Source organism: Flavobacterium turcicum (assembly GCF_011365745.1).
Taxonomy (GTDB): domain Bacteria; phylum Bacteroidota; class Bacteroidia; order Flavobacteriales; family Flavobacteriaceae; genus Flavobacterium; species Flavobacterium turcicum.
Genome location: NZ_JAAOBY010000002.1, coordinates 446,413 through 464,762, shown reverse-complemented (window position 1 = coordinate 464,762; position 18,350 = coordinate 446,413). Strand labels below are relative to the sequence as shown.

At 35.4% G+C, this 18,350-nt stretch carries 14 protein-coding genes; 12 read left to right on the top strand and 2 right to left on the bottom strand.

All coding sequences use genetic code 11. From position 1 onward, the window contains the following. Window positions 1–47: 47 nt before the first annotated feature. Window positions 48–1,979, bottom strand: coding sequence for an amino acid permease (locus G9Q29_RS05905; RefSeq protein WP_166134286.1), 1,932 nt, complete (start codon window positions 1,977–1,979; stop codon window positions 48–50). 201 nt (window positions 1,980–2,180) lie between these two features. After that, window positions 2,181–5,090, bottom strand: coding sequence for an FAD-binding and (Fe-S)-binding domain-containing protein (locus tag G9Q29_RS05900; protein ID WP_166134284.1), 2,910 nt, complete (start codon window positions 5,088–5,090; stop codon window positions 2,181–2,183). 221 nt (window positions 5,091–5,311) lie between these two features. Here G9Q29_RS05900 and G9Q29_RS05895 point away from each other — a divergent pair, with 221 nt between their 5' ends. The 12 genes from G9Q29_RS05895 to ribB all read left to right on the top strand — a co-directional run bounded on the left by G9Q29_RS05895 (window position 5,312) and on the right by ribB (window position 18,249). Further along, entirely contained in the window at window positions 5,312–6,853 is a 1,542-nt protein-coding gene (locus G9Q29_RS05895; RefSeq protein WP_166134282.1) for a glycoside hydrolase family 10 protein, read from the top strand. A 9-nt stretch (window positions 6,854–6,862) separates the two neighbouring features. Then, window positions 6,863–8,155, top strand: a complete 1,293-nt coding sequence (locus tag G9Q29_RS05890) for an MFS transporter (protein WP_166134280.1) — start codon at window positions 6,863–6,865, stop codon at window positions 8,153–8,155. Between the two features lie 102 nt (window positions 8,156–8,257). After that, a complete protein-coding gene (locus tag G9Q29_RS05885; protein ID WP_166134278.1) occupies window positions 8,258–9,868 on the top strand; it encodes a glycoside hydrolase family 3 protein in 1,611 nt (536 codons plus the stop codon). A gap of 142 nt (window positions 9,869–10,010) precedes the next feature. Then, window positions 10,011–10,649: a peroxiredoxin gene (locus G9Q29_RS05880; RefSeq protein ID WP_166134276.1), complete on the top strand. Its 639-nt coding sequence runs from the start codon at window positions 10,011–10,013 to the stop codon at window positions 10,647–10,649. Between the two features lie 123 nt (window positions 10,650–10,772). Next, complete coding sequence (locus tag G9Q29_RS05875; RefSeq protein WP_166134274.1) at window positions 10,773–11,081, top strand: thioredoxin family protein; 309 nt, start codon at window positions 10,773–10,775, stop codon at window positions 11,079–11,081. 96 nt (window positions 11,082–11,177) lie between these two features. After that, complete coding sequence (locus G9Q29_RS05870) at window positions 11,178–11,435, top strand: DUF6952 family protein (RefSeq protein WP_166134272.1); 258 nt, start codon at window positions 11,178–11,180, stop codon at window positions 11,433–11,435. A 184-nt stretch (window positions 11,436–11,619) separates the two neighbouring features. After that, entirely contained in the window at window positions 11,620–12,117 is a 498-nt protein-coding gene (gene tpx / locus G9Q29_RS05865) for a thiol peroxidase (RefSeq protein ID WP_166134270.1), read from the top strand. Between the two features lie 11 nt (window positions 12,118–12,128). Next, the gene (locus G9Q29_RS05860; protein ID WP_166134268.1) at window positions 12,129–12,503 is read left to right on the top strand and encodes a diacylglycerol kinase family protein; all 375 of its coding nucleotides are present in this window, start codon (window positions 12,129–12,131) and stop codon (window positions 12,501–12,503) included. 18 nt (window positions 12,504–12,521) lie between these two features. Further along, on the top strand, window positions 12,522–14,972 hold the full coding sequence (locus G9Q29_RS05855) for a DNA translocase FtsK (protein ID WP_166134266.1): 2,451 nt from the start codon (window positions 12,522–12,524) through the stop codon (window positions 14,970–14,972). A 3-nt stretch (window positions 14,973–14,975) separates the two neighbouring features. Next, window positions 14,976–15,665, top strand: a complete 690-nt coding sequence (locus tag G9Q29_RS05850) for a LolA family protein (protein ID WP_225872895.1) — start codon at window positions 14,976–14,978, stop codon at window positions 15,663–15,665. 8 nt (window positions 15,666–15,673) lie between these two features. Then, window positions 15,674–17,107, top strand: coding sequence for an LptF/LptG family permease (locus G9Q29_RS05845; RefSeq protein ID WP_166134264.1), 1,434 nt, complete (start codon window positions 15,674–15,676; stop codon window positions 17,105–17,107). A gap of 8 nt (window positions 17,108–17,115) precedes the next feature. Next, window positions 17,116–18,249, top strand: coding sequence for a 3,4-dihydroxy-2-butanone-4-phosphate synthase (gene ribB, locus G9Q29_RS05840; RefSeq protein WP_166134261.1), 1,134 nt, complete (start codon window positions 17,116–17,118; stop codon window positions 18,247–18,249). Window positions 18,250–18,350 lie beyond the last annotated feature (101 nt).

Below are 18,350 nucleotides of genomic sequence, written 5' to 3'. Positions count from 1 at the left end.
AAATGCTCCACTGATGTAAAGCATTTTTAAAATATAAAATCAATTTCTTATTCTGAAACTGTATTTAGTTTACTATTTTTTTGGCTAAAGCCGAAGTAAATAACTAATCCTAAAAGCAACCAAACTCCAAAATAAATCCAATTCCAAACACTTAATTCTGCCATCATGTACAAGCAACATATTAAACCCAAAAGCGGAATTAAAGATAAATTAGCGCGATAAGCCCAAGCAGTTAGCCCTATTAAACTCAAAAGGAAAATCCACATTGGAATTTTATGTTTGAATAAACTAAAACCTGATTCATATTTTAAAGTATCAGCCACAGGCAAACCTTTTACAACTTCTGCATACTTTGCTTCATCTTCCTGGTACTGATTTAAAATTTGCTCTAAATCTGGAGTTTCTGTTGTAGCATTTTTAGCATCCAAACCAACTAAATAATCATATACTTTTGTAGTTTCTTCTTTGGTTAAGCTAGTAATAATCGCTGCAGAGGAATTGATTTGAGTTTCATTAGTAACAAAATCCATAGTGGCTTTTTTGTTGTACACAAAAGCATAAACAACACCAATCAACAATAAAATTGGCATTATAAACTTAGAATTTACATATGGCGTTTTGAATTTTCCTCTTGGGATATCTGGTTTATTTTGAAGTACTAAAACTCCCGCACAAACCAAAACAAAGGCAAATAAAGTACCAATACTACACAAATCAGTAACTAAAGTCAGATTCAAAAACAAGGCTGGTACTGCGACAACAAATCCAGTTACAATGGTAGCATAAGATGGTGTCTTGTATTTTGGATGCACTTTTGAAAAACGTTTTGGTAACAAACCATCGCGACTCATACTCATCCAAATACGAGGTTGTCCCATTTGAAAAACCAACAATACACTTGCCATAGCCACGACCGCACTAACAGCAATAATTCCCGACATCCATTTCAAATCTAATTTTTCAAAAACAAAGGCTAACGGATCGCCTACATTTAGTAAATCGTAAGAAACCATTCCGGTTAAAACCAATGCAATGGCGATATATAAAAGCGTACAAATAATGATCGCCCACATCATCCCACGAGGTAAATCGCGTTGTGGATCTTTACATTCTTCAGCAGTTGTAGAAATAGCATCAAAACCAATATAGGCGAAAAATACAGCTGACACTCCTTTTAAAACTCCAGAAACACCATTTGGTGCAAACGGATCCCAATTGGCCGTATCTACATAAAAAATACCTACGGCAATTACCAAAAGTACGATACATAATTTGACAACTACCATGATATTACTTGCATTACGCGACTCTTTCATACCACGATAAATCAAAGCAGTTATTAAAACAATGATTAACAAGGCAGGCAAATCAGCTACAAAATGAAACGAGCCAATAACCGGTGCAGTTTGCCAAGCATTATGAGCATTTTGTAATGCAGGACTCAAATTAGCAAAATCTTTTCCACTTTGCATTAGCGCCATAGCTTCATCATATCCGCGAGAAGCTGATAAATAATCCATTTGAACCCATTGTGGCAGGTTAATACCTCCACTTTGAAGCAAGCCGGTAAAGTAGTCACTCCACGAAATGGCTACTGTTATATTTCCCACAGAATACTCCATGATCAATGCCCAACCAATAATCCAAGCGATGATTTCACCAAAAGCTACATACGAATAGGTGTATGCACTTCCTGAAACCGGCACCATTGATGCAAATTCAGCGTAAGCAAATGCAGCAAAACTACAGGCAACGGCAGTAAAAAGAAAAAGAAATATTACGGCAGGTCCACCATCGGCACTAGCTTTACCAATTGTACTAAAAATACCAGCTCCTACGATTGCTGCAATTCCAAATGCGGTCAAATCTCGGGCTGTCAAGTGCTTGCCCAAGGCTGCATGGCCATCGGCATTGTTTTTTTCAACTTGCTTTAAGATATCTTGAACGGTTTTTTTTCTAAATAAGCCCTTTAATGCCATCTTGTATTTTTATCAATTAAATTTATAATCTGTAATTTTTGCAAATTTATGTTGTTGATTCTGCAAAATAACTTCAAAAATCAAAAGTATAAAACTAATTGTATTATCATAGTTTGTTACTCTTTTTTTTTCAAAAACTAAACTTAGAGCTTGTTGTCTTTAAGTTAAATTATTCCATCATTTCATAACGCAATTCTTCGTTTAAAGCAAACAATCTCTTAAAATAGAAACAGGATGCAAGGCTTGACGTGACGTTCCGTCAAAAATTTGATGCCTACAACTTGTTCCTGCTGCTGCAATAGCTGTGCTGTTAGCTGTGTTTCTTACTTTTGGGAAAAGAGTATCTTCGCCCATTTGCATACTAATTTCATAATGCTCTTTTTCATATCCAAAAGAGCCCGCCATACCACAGCAACCCGAATTATAGATGGTTACCGTTGTATTTTTTGGTAGATTTAGCATTGCAAAAGTTGCTTCAATCGTACTCAAAGACTTTTGATGGCAATGTCCATGAATTTTAATCTGTTTTTCTTTATCAGAGAAATTTTTTGATGAAATTTTTCCTTTGGTGATTTCGAGTTTGAAAAATTCTTCAATCGTATGAGTATGTGCAGCCACTTCTTTGGCTTTTTCTACATCATCTGCTAAGCGCAAATATTCGTCTCTAAAAGTTAAAATTGCCGAGGGTTCTAAACCAACTAATGGTAAGTCTTCAGAAATAAATCCCGAAAAAATAGCAACATTGGTATTGGCAATCGCTTTGGCTTGTTCTAAAAAACCTTTGGAAATAAAAGCCCTTCCGCTTTCTTCATGATCAACGATAAGCACTTCGTAACCCAATGCCGATAGTAATTCATACGCGTCGATGCCAACTTGTACATCATAATAATTGGTAAATTCATCCACAAACAAAACTAATTTTCCGTTTGGAAATTCAGTTTTCTTTCTTTTTTGCTTACTTAACCATGATCTAAAAGTGTTTGCGGCTAAGTGTGGTACAGTGCGTTCTTTGGCAACGCCCATTTTGTTTTTTACCAAAGGCAAGTTAACAATCCAATTGGTTATTTTCGGGGTGATACTTCCCAAGGCATTAAGTCTAGCATTGTAAGCAAATATTTTGTTACGTAGCGAGAAACCATTTGTTTTTTGGTACTGATACAAAAATTCAGATTTTAGCGCTGCTACATCAACATTACTCGGACACTCGCTGGAGCAAGCCTTACAGCTCACGCACAATTCGAAAACCTCGTACAATTCTTTATAGTCAAATTTATTTTCTTTTTCAGAATGTGTAAGATATTCTCGGAGCGCATTGGCACGTGCTCTGGTAGTATCTTTTTCGTTTCGAGTAGCGCGGTAACTCGGACATAAAGTGCCACCTGCTGACGGTAATTTGCGACAATCTCCTGAACCATTACATTTTTCGGCAACGCGCAAAATTCCCATACTATCTGAAAAATCTTGAATGGTCGCAATGTTGGGCTCTTCCCTACCCGCTTCAACACGCAAATTCTCGTCCATTTTTAACGCATCAACAATTTTACCCGAATTCATTATTCCATTTGGATCAAATGCTTTTTTGATTCGCTTGAGTAATTCGTAATTTTTAGCACCAATCATAAATGGCAAAAACTCCCCGCGTACAATGCCATCACCATGTTCACCACTTAAGGAACCGCGGTATTTTTTAACCAAAATAGCTACTTCGGTAGCAATATTTCGAAATTGGTGCACACCTTCTTTTGTCTTTAAGTTTAAAACAGGTCGAAGGTGAATTTCTCCAGCGCCGGCATGCGCATAATAAATAGCACTTTGACCGTGGCGTTCCATCATTGCTGAAAAGTCAGCTATATAATTAGGTAAATCACTTAATTCTACTGCAGTATCTTCAATACTATCGGCTGCTTTATCATCGCCAACAATACTACCCAAAAGACCTAAACCTGCTTTTCGAAGTTCATTTATTTTGCTGATATCATCACCGTATATTTTTGGCAAAGCATAGCCGAAATTCTGCTGTTGTAAATCTAAAATTAAAGCGTCGGCTTGTTTTTCGGCATCTTGCATACTGATTTCAGAAGCCACTTCAAGCATTAAAACAGCTTTAGGATCACCTTGAATAAAAAATCGATTTTTGGCTTGTTCTCTGTTGGTTTTGGTACAATCTAAAATAGTATCGTCCATTAATTCGCAAGTATACAAATGATGTTTCATCGCTGTTACCACTGCTTCGAGACTTTCTTGAACGGAATCAAAATGAGCTACAACCATCACGTTATTGGCAGGCGGCAAAACATCTACCTTCAAGGTAACTTCAGTAGTAAACGCCAATGTACCCTCGCTTCCGCAAAGTAATTGTCCAACGTTGATATAAGTATTTGTTCCTCCAAAAAGTTCCGATTGCAACAAAATATCAACTGCGTAGCCCGTATTGCGCCTGTGAATTTCAGGTTTTGGAAATTCTCTTTTAATTTCGAGTTGCTGCTCTTTGTTAGAAAGTTCCTCAAATAAAGTTCGGTAAATTTGACTTTCTAAAGTAGAACCTTTCATTTTTTGCTCGAACTCAGCCGTTGTAATATTTTCAAAAACAGCAGTTGAACCATCACTTAAAACGGCTTTTATCTTGATAATTTTATCGCGAGTCACACCATATCGAATAGACGTAGTTCCTGAAGAGTTATTTCCTACCATGCCGCCAATCATGCATCGATTAGAAGTAGATGTGTTGGGACCAAAAAATAATCCGTGTGGTTTTAAGTACAAATTCAGTTCGTCACGAATAACTCCTGGTTGCACCGTTACTGTTTGCGCAGCGGCATCAAAAGCTTTAATCGCCGTAAAATGTTTCGACACATCTACAATTATTCCGTTTCCTACGGTTTGACCTGCCAATGAAGTTCCTGCGGTGCGCGGAGTAATAGAAATTTGATGCTTTGCAGCAAAAGTTATGATTCGAGCAATATCTTGTTCCGTTTTTGGAAAAGCGACAGCCAAAGGAAAAATGCGGTAAGCCGAAGCATCCGTTGCGTACAATATTTTGTGCAAATCATCGTAAACTAAAGTTCCATCAAGTTCAAGTGCTATTTGTTCTAATTGTGAAATAATTGACATGTTTTGGGTAAAAAGAGAATTGAGTCACAAATATAGAAATATCAATAGCCAATTGTGGTCCGTTTTTCTAAAAATTTATATTAGCAACAACTTCCTAAAAGAGCTGCGTACTGATTTGGCAAAGAAATTGCAAACTCAAATAAAGCCAAATTTTAGGGGTAATTGTGCTAGCTATTATCACTAAAAAAACTATTTTTGAACACTTTAAAAATTACACTCGAATGAAAAATTTCAAGCGCTGTGCTTTATTGATGTCCATCTTTTTACTGACTTTTCATCAAATGAGCGCACAAACAGCTACTCAACATCCTAAAAACGAATTTAGAGCCGTATGGATTGCAACAGTTGTAAATATTGATTGGCCAAAAGCGGGCACTGATAACGTTGCCAAGCAAAAAGCAGATTATCTTGAAATTTTAGAAACTTACAAAAAACTGAATTACAATGCTGTAATCGTTCAAATACGTAGTGTTGGCGATGCTTTTTACCCAACTAAATTGGCGCCATGGTCTCGTTTTTTAACAGGTAAAGAAGGGAAAGCGCCACAACCTTACTACGATGTCATGGCTTGGATGATTACCGAGGCACACAATCGAGGTTTTGAATTTCACGCATGGCTCAATCCGTACCGCGCCACAATGGATTACAATACCAGTATTTTGAGTCCTGAGCACGATTATTTTAAACATCCGGAATGGATGATTCGCTATGGCGGAAAAATTTATTACAACCCTGCCTTGCCTGAAGTACAAGCTCATTTATTAAACGTGGTAAACGAAGTAGTGACCAATTACGATATTGACGCCATTCATTTTGACGATTATTTTTATCCTTACAAAGTGCCTAACGAAAAATTCAATGACGCAGTTGCATATAAAAAATATGGGGCTGGTTTAAGTTTAGAAGATTGGAGAAGACAAAACGTGAATACTTTTGTTAAAGATGTCGCTTTTTCGATTAAAAAGATAAAACCTTGGGTTCAATTCGGAATTAGCCCGTTTGGAGTTTGGCGCAATAAATCGGTTGACCCAAAAGGTTCCGATACTGAGGCGGGGCAAACCAATTACGACGATCTTTTTGCCGATCCATTAGCTTGGATGGATAATAAATGGATCGATTATATTTTGCCACAATTGTATTGGAGTATTGATCATCCAAAAGCATCGTATTCAAAATTGTTGAAATGGTGGGCTGACAACTCCAACAACACTGCTATTTACATCGGAAACAGCACTTATAAAGTAAACGAAGATTCGGATAAAAGATGGAACAATCCCAAAGAGATTCCAAACCAAATTGATTTGACTAGAACTTACAAAAACGTTCAAGGAAATGCTTATTTCAGTGCCAAAGGATTTGTAAATAAAAATCAAACCGTGGCTAAATTGCTTCTTGAAAATCAATACAAATATCCTGCGTTGCCCAACGTGGTGCCACAAGCAGTGAAAAAAAACCAGAGCAAACCAATTGCTACTACAATTCAATATGACCCGATAGCTTCGCGTTTTATTGTTGCTCAACCGGCGGGCGAAATCATGCGTTATGTAGTGGTTTACAGTTCTCGATTTCAAACAAAATTAGACATCAATAACCCAAGTCAAATGATTGCGAAAGTGACCTTCAATGAGCAAACAAAGTTGGCTGAAATTGCTATTCCGAGTTATAAACTAGACAAAAACAAAACCTGCGCAATTACCTTTATCGATTTGTATGGCAACGAAAGTGAGCCAACCATTGTATCATTTGCAGCAGCATCAAACTAAAAACAAACTATGAAAGCAGATAACACGCCCTGGTTTTGGATACCCATATTAAACTTCGCTTCCGGATTACCGTATGCCATCATCATTTCGGTGTCGGTTATCATGTATAAAAACTTAGGAATTGACAATGAAGCTATTGGTGTTTACACCAGTTTGCTGTACTTACCATGGGTTATTAAACCATTATGGAGTCCGTTTATCGACTTATATTCTACCAAACGAAAATGGTTTTTAAGCATGCAATTACTGATTTCAATTGCTTTTGTTTTGGTAGGTTTTATGCTTCCACTGCAGCAATTTTTCTTTGTGACCTTGGCGATATTTTGGGTAGCAGCTTTTGCTTCTGCCTCAAATGATGTGGCGAGTGATGGTTTTTATTTGTTGGCGCTAAGCAAAGACCAACAGTCCTTTTTTTTAGGAATTAGAAGTACATTTTACAGACTTGCGATGCTTACCGGAAACGGATTAATTGTAGTACTGGCAGGCTACCTCGAAATTGAATTTGGAGATAAAAATAAAGCATGGTCCTGCACAATGGTTTTAGTTGGAATTTTAATGACTATTATCACTATTTATAATTTTTTCGTGAGTCCAAAAACAGAATCAACAGCCGCTCCATTAAGTGCTGAAAGCATTACAAATAAAAGCTTTGGAACTGTTTTCAAAAGTTTTTTTCAAAAGAAACAAATAGGTTTAGTACTCGTTTTTATTTTATTGTTCCGTTTGGGAGAGTCACAATTATTGAAAATGCTGAGTCCATTTTTAATTGATCCTTTAGAAAAAGGAGGTTTAGGCTTGAGTACGCAAGAAGTTGGCGTTATTTACGGAACTTTTGGTTTAATTGCGCTCACAATTGGAGGGATTTTAGGCGGAATTGTCATCAGTAAAGATGGCTTAGGAAAATGGATGTTGCCCATGATTTTAACCATGCATTTACCTATAATCGGATTTATTTTATTAGCGCATTATCACCCTACAGATATTTGGTATGTATACGCAACAGTTGTGGCAGAGCAATTTGGCTACGGTTTTGGTTTTGCTGCCTTCATGATGTACTTAATTTATGTTGCCGAAGGCGAATCGAAAACCTCCCACTATTCTATTGCTACTGGTCTTATGGCTCTTGGTATGATGTTACCAGGCATGGTTAGTGGTTACATACAAGAATATTTAGGGTACGGAAACTTCTTTATTTGGGTTTTTGTGGCTACTATTCCGGGTTTAATTTTGTCACGATTCTTGATTTATCCTAATGATTTTGGCAAAAAAAGTACTCCTGAGAATCTTCGTCAATCGAAGTAATTTAATTTAAAATAAAACAGCAAGCCTGCAGCAAGTTCGCACAATATTCGTTACCAGAACCAACGCATTTTGCTTTTACAACAATACTATTCCACTTTTACAATGACTTTAGAACAAAAAATTGGACAGTTTTTCTTTCCGGCAGCATTCATTAACGACAACGAAAGTGAAATTCAAGCTTTGGAACAATTAATTAGCGAACATCACATTGGTGGACTTACTTTTTTTCATAGTAGAGCCAGTGCTGCCACTAATTACGAGTCTAAAAAACAAGTCATTTTAAATGATGAAAGTTGCCAAAGCCTGAAAGAGCTTATTGTTCGCTATCAAAAATGCGCCTCTACTCCATTACTTATTAGTATAGATGCCGAATGGGGATTAGCAATGCGTGTTGAAAAAACACCTCAATATCCCTACGCAATTACTCTTGGATCTTTGCCCTTGAGCAAAATAGATTTGGTTTATCAAGTAGGAAAACAAATTGGTACTGATTTAAAAAAAGTTGGTATTCATTACAATTTAGCGCCATTAGCTGATATCAATAACAATCCGGATAATCCAGTAATTGGCTACCGTTCCTTTGGTGAAGACAAAGAAAAAGTCGCTCAATTCGCGCTAGCTTATTTGCAAGGTTTAAATGATGTAGGCATTTTAGGTTGTTTGAAACATTTTCCCGGACACGGCAATACGAATGTCGATTCTCACCTTGGCTTACCTGTTTTAACAGAAAGTTTGGAGGAATTAATGAATAATGAATTGCATCCTTTTGCTGCCGGAATTGCAGCCGATGTTGATTCTATTATGATTGGACATTTAGCGGTGCCTGCTTTAAACGATGGCGAAAATACTTCGGCAACTTTATCTCAAAAAGTTATTGAAGGATTACTACGTACTCAAATGGGATTTGAGGGACTCGTTATTTCAGATGCCTTGAACATGCACAGCGTTTCAAAATTGTACAGTGAAAAAGGACAATTAGAATGGGAGGCTTTTCAGGCAGGAAATGATGTTTTGTGTTTTGCAGAAAACATTGCTGAAGGAATTCAATTTATTAAAACCAATGCTACTCCGGAACGAATCGACGCTAGTTACGATCGCATCTTGAAGTACAAGAAAAAAGCAGGTTTATTTGATACAAATAGTGAATTTCAGCTTGAAAGCGCAACTACTTTTGACTGGGAAACAACATCAAAACTTAATACAAAAATTGCTCAAAACAGCATTACAACCTTAATAAATAAAACCAAAAAGGCAGAATTATTAAATCCTATTGAGAAGAAATCATTTGCCAAAATAAGCTTATACGGACCAATTAACAATTTATTTTTTAATAGTTTAGAAAGCGAATTATCAAGTCCGACATTTGCCTATACACTTGACGATAGATCATTTTTATCACAATTTGAACAGGAATTACAAAACTTTGATTCTCTACTAATAGCATTGTTTGTCCCAAAAGCCAAGCCACTAAATAATTTTGAGTTAGAAGACGACGTGTTGCACATGCTACAAAAACTTTTAGAAACTAAAAAATGTACAGTCTACGTGTTTGGGAATCCATACTCCTTACAAGTCATTCCAAGTCTGTCGCAAGCAAAAGGTTTGGTAATGGTTTACCAAGATTTTAAAGAGTTTCAAGAGATTGCGGCGCAACATTTATTGACAGATACTTTAGGAAAAGGAACGTTATCCGTACATGTTCCTTTGAATTAACAACGAGGACTTAAGTTAATTGAGATAAGACATAAGAAAAGTTTATTAAAGTATAAGAATATGTAATGAAACATCTGTTTTAATTTAAACAAGGAACAACTACTTTTGCAAAATCAAAAAATTAACTTTAAAGTCAATAAAAATGTCATTAGTAGGTAAAAAATTTCCAAGTATTGCAGTAGATGCTATCTCTGAGATGGGTGATAATTTAAAAATCAACGTTTTCGAAGAAGCAGTAAACAACAACAAAAAAGTACTTTTATTTTGGTACCCAAAAGATTTTACTTTTGTATGCCCAACTGAATTACACGCTTTTCAAGCTGCTTTACCAGAATTTGAAAAAAGAAATACAATGATCATTGGAGCATCTTGTGATACAAACGAAGTACACTTTGCTTGGTTGAATACTCCAAAAAACAATGGTGGAATTGAAGGTGTAACTTACCCAATTCTTGCTGATACAAACCGTAACTTATCTAACATTTTAGGAATTCTTGACATCGACTCAACTGAGTACAGTGAAGAAACAGATTCTGTTATCATCGAAGGATCTAACGTAACTTTTAGAGCTACTTATTTAATTGATGAAACGGGTAAAATTTTCCACGAAAGTGTAAACGATATGCCATTAGGTCGTAACGTAAACGAGTACTTGCGTATGGTTGATGCTTACACACACATTCAAGAAAAAGGTGAAGTTTGTCCTGCAAACTGGGAAGCTGGTAAAGAAGCAATGAGCGCTGACCGCGTAAGTACTGCTGAATACTTAAGTTTAAACTAATAAAATAAAGATACAAAGGTTTAGAGGGGCTGAGCGACAGCTTTTTTGTCACACAAAGTCAAGAAGTTCTAAAAACTTTACCTCTGTGAACCTTTGTTACTTTCAACCCTAAAAAAACATCCCATGTTAATAGAATTAACTTCTGATAGTTTACAAGATTTAATCGCTAAAGATGAAAAAGTGGTAGTACAGTTTTCAGCTTCTTGGTGTGGCAATTGCCGAATCATGAAACCAAAATTTAAAAAATTGGCTACTGAAAACGAAGCCATGACTTTCGCTTTGGTAGACGCTGAAAATTTCCCAGAATCACGCAAATTAGCTAATGTAAGCAACTTACCTACTTTTGCTACTTTTGTAAATGGAAAATTAGTAAACGAAACACAAACCAACAAACAAGAAGTATTGGTTGAGTTGGTAAACGAAATTGTTTAATTTTTTTCAGTTCAAAGTTTAAAATTGTCAGCCTAGGCAACAAAATTCTAAACTTTGAATTAACTAAAAACTTAGACACCAAAATAAAAAAAGAATATGAAGTTACCCGTAATCAAACATTTAACACAATTTATCGAGGAAAACGATGAGGACTACATCATTGAAACCATTGATGTATTAGAGGCTATGACTGAAATTCCTTCCTTAAAAGATGAAGAATTAGATGTTATTGGCGAGTTAATCTCAAACATGTACGGTGCGATTGAAGTCAACAAATTGGTTAAATCTGGTGTTGATAAAAAAGAAGCTTTGAACCAATTTATGAAACGAGTGCTTGGATCAATCGATAAATAAAAAAGTTTTACATCATACAAAGCGCATTCCAATTCGGAGTGCGTTTTTTTTTTGGGAAAATGGAACACACTGTGACGTAAAATTAATTTTAAATAAACGCTAAAATCAAAACTTAAAACCCAAAGCGTAGACTTAAATCTTAAATAATTTTCATACTTTTGAACCTCACAAAAAAACAAAAATTATGGCATCTATTACATTAGGAGGAAATCCAATAAACACTTCAGGCGAACTACCAACAGTTGGCTCAAAATTATCTGATTTTAAACTAGTTGCAACTGATTTATCTGTAGCCGATTTAACTTCGTTTGCAGGTAAAAAATTAGTTTTGAATATTTTTCCAAGTATTGATACAGGAACTTGTGCTGCCTCTGTTAGAAAATTTAACGAAAGTGCTGCAAGTCTTGATAACACAGTAGTTCTTTGTGTTTCTCGCGATTTACCATTTGCTCAAAAACGTTTTTGTGGAGCTGAAGGACTTGAAAATGTGGTAAATTTATCTGATTTTGCTTCAGGAGAATTTGGTAAGAATAATGGTTTAGAAATCACTGACGGACCTTTAGCAGGTTTACACTCTCGCGTAATCATTGTTACTGATGCTAATGGTGTGATTACACACACTGAGCAAGTAGCTGAAATTGCTGACGAACCAAATTACGAAGCTGCTTTAGCAGTATTGTAATCACAAACACTATGGAATTTCAAAAAGACAATAAATTTTTATCTGGACGTTTAAAAAGTGTACAATTTGCATTTAAAGGCGCAGTTACACTTATCAAAACAGAGCATAGCATCATGGTACAATGCGGTCTTGGAGTGGCGGTTACAGCAGCTGGATTTTATTTTAGAATTTCAAAAACCGAATGGCTTATTCAAACATTGGCGTTAGGCTTAGTGTTATGCACAGAAGGACTTAATACCGCAGTTGAAAAAATGGCCGATTTCATTCACCCTAATTTTCACGAAAAAATAGGATTCATAAAAGACATTGCAGCAGGAGCGGTATTTTTTGCCGCTCTAACTGCAATTGTTATTGGTCTTGTTATTTACATCCCTTTTATTTTTTAGGCAATTTTACAATCTCGAATGGCAAAAACAACCAAAACGACTCCCCCAAACAAAATAAACGCAGACAAAGCAGATTCACCAAAAAGTATAGTAATCTCTAAACAACAAAAAATTGTTTTGGGAGCATTGTTAGTGCTTTTTTCGGTTGCATTGCTAGTCGCTTTTATTTCATTTTTCCTCCATGGGCAACAAGATCAAAGTGCTGTTCAAGCGCTAATAGATCGTTCGGAAACGGTAGAAAACTGGTTAGGTAAATTTGGAGCATTTCTGGCAGATTTATTGGTTTTTCAGGGATTTGGGATTGCAGCATTTTTGTTTGTTAGACTCTTTTTTCTAACAGGACTTTACATGGTACTTGGTATACCTGGTCGCAAACTAAAAAACATTTGGTTCTGGGATCTATTCATTATGGTTATTCTATGCGTCTTGTTAGGATTTTTTGCCACTTCTGTACCTGAATTAGGCGGAACAATTGGTTATGAACTTAACTTGTTTTTGCAAGATTATTTAGGAAAAACGGGGACTTTATTGACTTTAATTTTCGGTATAATAATTTATGTAATATTCAAAGTTAAAATTTCACCTGAAAAAATTCAATCTTTATTTACCGCTTCCGCAAAAGAAGAAGCAACTCCTTCAATTGGAGTAAAAGATAAAGAAAACAGCGCCGCTTATAACCTAGAAGAATATGCAACTCCAGAAGAGGAAGAAATTGATACCATACATTTAAAAACTAATGGCACCCAATTTGAAATCAACAAGGAAGCACTCAAGCCAACTATAAGCGCATCATCTGACTTAGCCGTAAAACCAGCCAACAAGCCCATCGCTATGGAGCTTACTCCTGCTCCTAGTATTAAAGTCGAACCAGAAATAGTAGAATCATTTGTTATTGAAACGGCGCCGGAGGAAGATATCATCGAAGAAAATCTAGCATCAAGATTGGTAGCTGATTTTGGTTTATTTGATCCTACTTTGGATTTATCTAACTATAAATTCCCAACTATTGATATCTTAAAAGAATATTCAAGCGGCGGAATTACCATTAATCAAGAAGAATTAGAAGAAAATAAAAATCGTATTGTAGATACTTTACGCAATTACAAAATCGAAATTGCACAAATAAAAGCTACCGTTGGTCCATCGGTAACTTTATACGAAATTGTGCCAGAAGCTGGAATTCGAATCTCCAAAATTAAGAGTTTAGAGGATGATATTGCCCTTTCACTTTCAGCATTAGGAATTCGTATCATTGCTCCAATTCCTGGGAAAGGAACTATTGGTATTGAGGTACCAAATAAAAACCCAACGATGGTTTCTATGAAAAGTGTAATTGGAAGCGCTAAATTTCAAGAAGCCGAAATGGAGTTGCCAATTGCATTAGGAAAAACCATTTCAAACGAAACATTTGTAGTTGACTTAGCAAAGATGCCACACCTTTTGATGGCAGGTGCTACTGGTCAAGGTAAATCGGTTGGATTGAATGCAGTTTTAACATCACTTTTGTACAAAAAGCATCCCGCAGAAGTGAAATTTGTCTTGGTCGATCCTAAAAAAGTCGAACTAACACTTTTTAATAAAATAGAAAGACATTACTTGGCTAAGTTGCCTGATATGGATGATGCTATTATCACCGACAATGCGAAAGTAGTAAATACTTTGAACTCTCTTTGCGTAGAGATGGATAATCGTTACTCCTTATTGAAAGATGCAATGGTTCGTAACATTAAGGAATATAACGATAAATTTAAGGCTAGGAAACTAAATCCTGAAAATGGCCATCGATTTTTACCCTACATTGTATTGGTAGTTGATGAGTTTGCCGATTTAATTATGACCGCAGGAAAAGAAGTCGAAGTACCTATAGCAAGATTGGCGCAATTGGCCAGAGCTATTGGTATTCACTTGATAATTGCTACTCAACGTCCGTCTGTGAATGTAATTACCGGTTTAATTAAGGCCAATTTCCCGGCTCGAATTGCTTTTAGAGTAACATCTAAAATTGACTCTAGAACTATTTTAGACACACAAGGTGCTGATCAATTAATTGGTCGAGGTGATTTACTTTACACTAATGGCAACGATGTCGTACGTGTACAATGTGCTTTCATAGACACGCCCGAAGTCGAAAAAATTACAGAATTCATTGGTGCACAAAAAGCATATGCAACAGCTTATTTATTACCAGAGTTTGTTGGAGAGGAAAATGGCATTAATCTTGATGTAGATATTTCTGAAAGAGACAGCTTATTCAGAGAAGCCGCCGAAATTATTGTCAATGCACAACAAGGTTCGGCATCACTATTGCAAAGAAAACTTAAACTAGGCTACAACCGAGCAGGACGATTAATTGATCAATTAGAAGCTGCTGGTATAGTAGGTCCTTTTGAAGGAAGTAAAGCGCGAAGTGTAAACATCATGGATATGCATGCTCTTGATCAATTTTTCAACAATGAACAAAACAATTAAAACATGGAACTTATCATTCAAGACTCAAAAAACAACAACTTTCAAAAATTAGCAAAAAAATGTACTCTTGCTTTGGCCTGCGTATTGTTTAGTTTTTCAACGCAAGCTCAAGATAAAAAAGCAAAAGATTTGCTTGACCAAGTGACGGCCAAAGTTAAAAGTTACAATAATATTGGAATTGATTTTAAATATTCATTAAACAATGCCAAAGAAAATATCAACCAAGACAGTAAAGGCAATGTGACCATGAAAGGCAATCAATACGTATTGAATTTTATGGGAGTTACTAAAATTTTTGACGGAAAAAAAACATATACAATTGTACCTGAGGATGAGGAAATTACCATTTCGAGCGTCAATGAAAAAGATGACAATGCTATTACTCCATCTAAAATGTTGACTTTTTTTAATTCAGGATATAAGTATACTATGGACATTATTCAAAATGTAAAAGGTAGAAAAATTCAATACATCAAATTAGTTCCTACAAATGCTAAAGATCAACGAAAAGAAATCCTTTTAGGAATTGATGTACAAACCAAACACATTTACAATTTAATAGAAGTTGGAAAAAAAGGAACAAAAACAACTTTAACCGTTAATTCTTTTAAAACCAACCAACCTTTGTCAAAAAATCAATTTACCTTTGTGGGAAGCAAATATCCCAATTACTACATCAACAAATTAGATTAAAGCATTAGGTGAAAATTCTTGACAAATACTTATTAAAAACATTTCTGACTACATTTACAACAGTATTTGTAATCTTATTTTTTATCTTCATTTTACAAACCGTTTGGTTATTCATATCAGAGTTAGCCGGGAAAGATTTAGACATATTTATGGTCGTAAAGTTCCTGGCTTTTTCTATGCCTAGAATCGTACCATTGGTATTACCCTTATCGATATTACTGGCATCAATCATGACTTTCGGTAATCTTGCCGAAAACTACGAGTTTGCCGCTATGAAATCCTCTGGGATTTCATTACAAAGAGCCATGCGAAGTTTAACGGTTTTTATTACGTTGCTAAGTATTGTTGCCTTTTTCTTTGCAAATAATGTGATTCCTTACGCTGAATACAAGTTTATAAACTTTCGAAAAAATATTGCTCAAGTAAAACCGGCACTTGCTATCGCCGAAGGACAATTCAGCGATGTAGGTTTTTACAACATTAAAGTCGATAAAAAAAGTGGTAAAGAAGGAAATATTCTTTCTGGAATTACAATTCATAAAAAATCAAAAACTGGTGATGGTAGCAAAACAGTTATCAAAGCCAAAGATGGTGAATTAATTAGTAGCGAAGAATCAAGTATTTTGCAGCTAGTTTTAAATGACGGCCATTATTATGAAGATATTGTTCCTAAAAAATACGAGGACCGCAGCAAAATGCCTTTTATAAAAAGCGCATTTAAAAAGCAAATTATAAATATTGATTTATCTGAATTTTATAAATCTGATATCAATGACGAGTCGGTAGCTAATACCAACACAATGTTAACTGCCAACGAATTGAATTATACTTTAGATTCTTTGAACAAGAATTTAAAAACTGATATCGTTTCTTTTGCGAAAAGCAGCAACAACAGAGTAAATTATCCGACAAAAAATAAGATTATTAAAAGTTCTGTGAAAAAGAAATTACCTGATGATGTTTTGACTTTGTATACAGATAAACAACAAAAAGATATTTTAAATATAGCCGTTAGCAATTTAAAAAGTACTGCCTACTCTATTGATTCCTCTAAAACAGAATTATTTAACAAACAGAAAAATATCAACAAACACTTAATAGCTTTGTATGATAAGTTTGTTATTGTATTTGCTTGTTTCTTGATGTTCTTTATTGGCGCTCCCTTAGGTGCTATCATTCGTAAAGGCGGTTTGGGATTACCAATTGTTTTTGCTGTTTTGATTTTTATTACTTTTCATTTTATCAATACTTTCGGAAAACGATTGGCACAAGAAAACGGAATGACGCCGTTTCTAGGTTCTTGGCTGTCTTCTTTTATACTGACACCTCTAGCTGTATTATTAACTTACCGCGCAACGAACGACATAGGATTAATTAACATGGACAGTTTACTCGTTCCTTTCCAAAAATTTATTAAAAAAATACTACCATCACAAAACTAAATGTCAAAATGGATCTAGACACAATACAATTAAATACAATTGAAGAAGCAATAGAAGATATCCGTCAAGGAAAAGTAATCATTGTAGTTGACGATGAAGATCGTGAAAATGAAGGTGATTTTTTGGCTGCTGCCGAAAAAGTAACTCCAGAAATGATTAACTTCATGGCTACACATGGCCGAGGACTTATTTGTGCTCCATTGACAGAAAGTAGATGTAAAGAACTTGGATTACATGTAATGGTTAGCAACAATACTGATCCTATGGAAACAGCTTTTACAGTATCTGTTGATTTAAGAGGAAATGGAGTAACTACAGGAATCTCTGCCGCTGACCGATCAAAAACAATTCAAGCGCTAGTTGATACAGAGACAAAACCCCACGATTTAGCGCGTCCTGGACATATTTTTCCTTTAATTGCCAAGCAAGGTGGTGTTTTACGTAGAACCGGACATACTGAAGCCGCTATTGATTTTGCTAGATTGGCAGGTTTTAAATCGGCCGGTGTGATTGTAGAAATCATGAACGAAGATGGTACAATGGCTCGCCTACCGCAGTTAGTTGCTGTAGCTAAGAAATTCGATTTAAAATTAGTTTCAATTGAAGCCCTCGTTGCTTATCGAATGCAACATGATAGTCTAATTGTAAAGAAAGAGGATTTTAATTTAGAAACTCGCTTTGGTACATTTAGATTGCGCGCTTACGAGCAAACAACCAATAAGCAAATTCATATCGCATTAACCAGAGGTACATGGAACTTGGGTGAACCAATTTTAACTCGGATTAACTCATCGCAAGTGAATAATGACTTATTAGGTACCCTAACTAATAATGCAGATAAACAACTTGACGATATGTTCCGCAAAATTAACGAGGACGGAAAAGGAGCCGTTATTTTTGTAAATCAAGATATGCAATCGGTTAATTTATTGAGTCGTTTGGCTGATTTGAAAATTTTACAGTCCAAAGGTGAAATGAAAGCACCAAAAATTGTGATTGATAGTAAAGATTTTGGTATTGGAGCACAAATTTTGCACGATATTGATATCTCAAAAATTAGATTAGTAACCAATTCTGTTCAAGAAAAACGTGTTGGAATGATTGGTTACGGCCTTGAAATAACGGAATATGTTAGTTACTAAAAAAATATTTAAAAATAATTTATTTTTTTTGATCGTAAAACCAACATAATGAAACGGTTAAAAGATCAACCAAAAAAGAGTCGATTTTTTTCCGAAAAAGC

What these genes read in the sequence shown, in the direction of transcription:
- G9Q29_RS05905 (WP_166134286.1), bottom strand. Translation starts at nt 1,979, where the DNA reads ATGGCATTAAAGGGCTTATTTAGAAAAAAAACCGTTCAAGATATCTTA.
- G9Q29_RS05900 (WP_166134284.1), bottom strand. Translation starts at nt 5,090, where the DNA reads ATGTCAATTATTTCACAATTAGAACAAATAGCACTTGAACTTGATGGA.
- G9Q29_RS05895 (WP_166134282.1), top strand. Translation starts at nt 5,312, where the DNA reads ATGAAAAATTTCAAGCGCTGTGCTTTATTGATGTCCATCTTTTTACTG.
- G9Q29_RS05890 (WP_166134280.1), top strand. Translation starts at nt 6,863, where the DNA reads ATGAAAGCAGATAACACGCCCTGGTTTTGGATACCCATATTAAACTTC.
- G9Q29_RS05885 (WP_166134278.1), top strand. Translation starts at nt 8,258, where the DNA reads ATGACTTTAGAACAAAAAATTGGACAGTTTTTCTTTCCGGCAGCATTC.
- G9Q29_RS05880 (WP_166134276.1), top strand. Translation starts at nt 10,011, where the DNA reads ATGTCATTAGTAGGTAAAAAATTTCCAAGTATTGCAGTAGATGCTATC.
- G9Q29_RS05875 (WP_166134274.1), top strand. Translation starts at nt 10,773, where the DNA reads ATGTTAATAGAATTAACTTCTGATAGTTTACAAGATTTAATCGCTAAA.
- G9Q29_RS05870 (WP_166134272.1), top strand. Translation starts at nt 11,178, where the DNA reads ATGAAGTTACCCGTAATCAAACATTTAACACAATTTATCGAGGAAAAC.
- tpx (WP_166134270.1), top strand. Translation starts at nt 11,620, where the DNA reads ATGGCATCTATTACATTAGGAGGAAATCCAATAAACACTTCAGGCGAA.
- G9Q29_RS05860 (WP_166134268.1), top strand. Translation starts at nt 12,129, where the DNA reads ATGGAATTTCAAAAAGACAATAAATTTTTATCTGGACGTTTAAAAAGT.
- G9Q29_RS05855 (WP_166134266.1), top strand. Translation starts at nt 12,522, where the DNA reads ATGGCAAAAACAACCAAAACGACTCCCCCAAACAAAATAAACGCAGAC.
- G9Q29_RS05850 (WP_225872895.1), top strand. Translation starts at nt 14,976, where the DNA reads ATGGAACTTATCATTCAAGACTCAAAAAACAACAACTTTCAAAAATTA.
- ribB (WP_166134261.1), top strand. Translation starts at nt 17,116, where the DNA reads ATGGATCTAGACACAATACAATTAAATACAATTGAAGAAGCAATAGAA.